The organism is Nocardia sp. SSK8 (assembly GCF_037034205.1).
Classification (GTDB): Bacteria; Actinomycetota; Actinomycetes; order Mycobacteriales; family Mycobacteriaceae; genus Nocardia.
In genome coordinates, this window is the sequence record NZ_JBAGKD010000047.1 from 1 (window position 1) to 289 (window position 289).

Genomic DNA, 289 nt, shown 5'->3' on the forward strand with positions numbered 1-289 from the left:
GGCGTTGCCGTTGTTCGAGCGGTTGGAGCGGCGCATCGTCGATGGTGAGCGTAACGGTCTGGATGTCGATCTGGATGAGGCGATGCGGTCGGTGCCGCCGTTGCAGATCATCAACGAGACGCTGTTGTCGGGGATGAAGACTGTCGGTGAGTTGTTCGGTTCGGGTCAGATGCAGTTGCCGTTCGTGTTGCAGTCGGCCGAGGTGATGAAAACGGCGGTGGCGCATCTGGAACCGCACATGGAAGCCACCGATGATTCGGGTAAGGGCCGGATCGTGTTGGCGACGGTC

1 protein-coding gene is annotated in these 289 nt (G+C 60.6%); it reads left to right on the forward strand.

All coding sequences use genetic code 11. The features are described from left to right. The coding region (locus WA675_RS27315) for a B12-binding domain-containing protein (protein WP_336088333.1) at positions 1-289 on the forward strand (289 nt) is incomplete at both ends.